Below are 741 nucleotides of genomic sequence, written 5' to 3'. Positions count from 1 at the left end.
TGCAGATTTTTGTGTTTAACACGATAGATGGTGTGCGTGAGCATCCACATTGCAAAGCGAACCACAAAAATCGGGATTTGTAGAAAGATATATGCCGCGACTAAGAAGTTAAGCACTGCAAGAAGCGCAAACAGTTGTGGAATACTCATCTCTACTACGCTTAGGCATATAATGCCAAGGATCGCGCTGCCCACCATAAATAGCGAGTTAAAGATATTCAGACCTGCTATCACTTGCGCTCGTTCAGTCTCCTTCGCTCGATGCTGCATTAAGGCATACAGTGGGACGATAAATAATCCGCCCGATGCTCCTATCATGAGCAGATAGAAAAACAGCGGCCAGAAAGGCTCGAAACGAACAAATTCAATGAAGTTTGCGAACTCAGGTAGCTCAGTTGGTACTGATGTCGCCATTAAGTAACCGAAGATGGTGATGCCTAAGGCACCGATTGGCACGATGCCCACTTCGATTCGATGATTTGAGATCCAGTTGCAAGCCAGTGAGCCTAGAGCAATCCCTACTGAGAAGAGTGCAAGTAAGAAAGATACGGCGCTTTCTGTACCGTTCAGGTAGACCTTGGTGAAGTTTGGGAACTGAGTAAGATATGCAGCACCGAGAAACCAAAACCAACTAATGGCCATGATGCATTGAAATACGATGCGATCGGATTTCGCGATCGCCAGCGTGTGCTTAGTTTGCTGATAAGGTCGCCAACGGAATTTAAGTTCAGGGGCACTTGCC

1 pseudogene is annotated in these 741 nt (G+C 46.4%); it reads right to left on the bottom strand.

What is annotated here, in order from left to right:
• Nucleotides 1-741 (bottom strand): annotated as a pseudogene (locus R7E78_RS26365) (MFS transporter); the annotation flags it as partial.

The organism is Vibrio sp. YT-19(2023) (genome assembly GCF_033337395.1).
The sequence above is the reverse complement of the archived record's forward strand: the minus strand, read 5'-3'. Positions and strand labels throughout refer to the sequence as shown.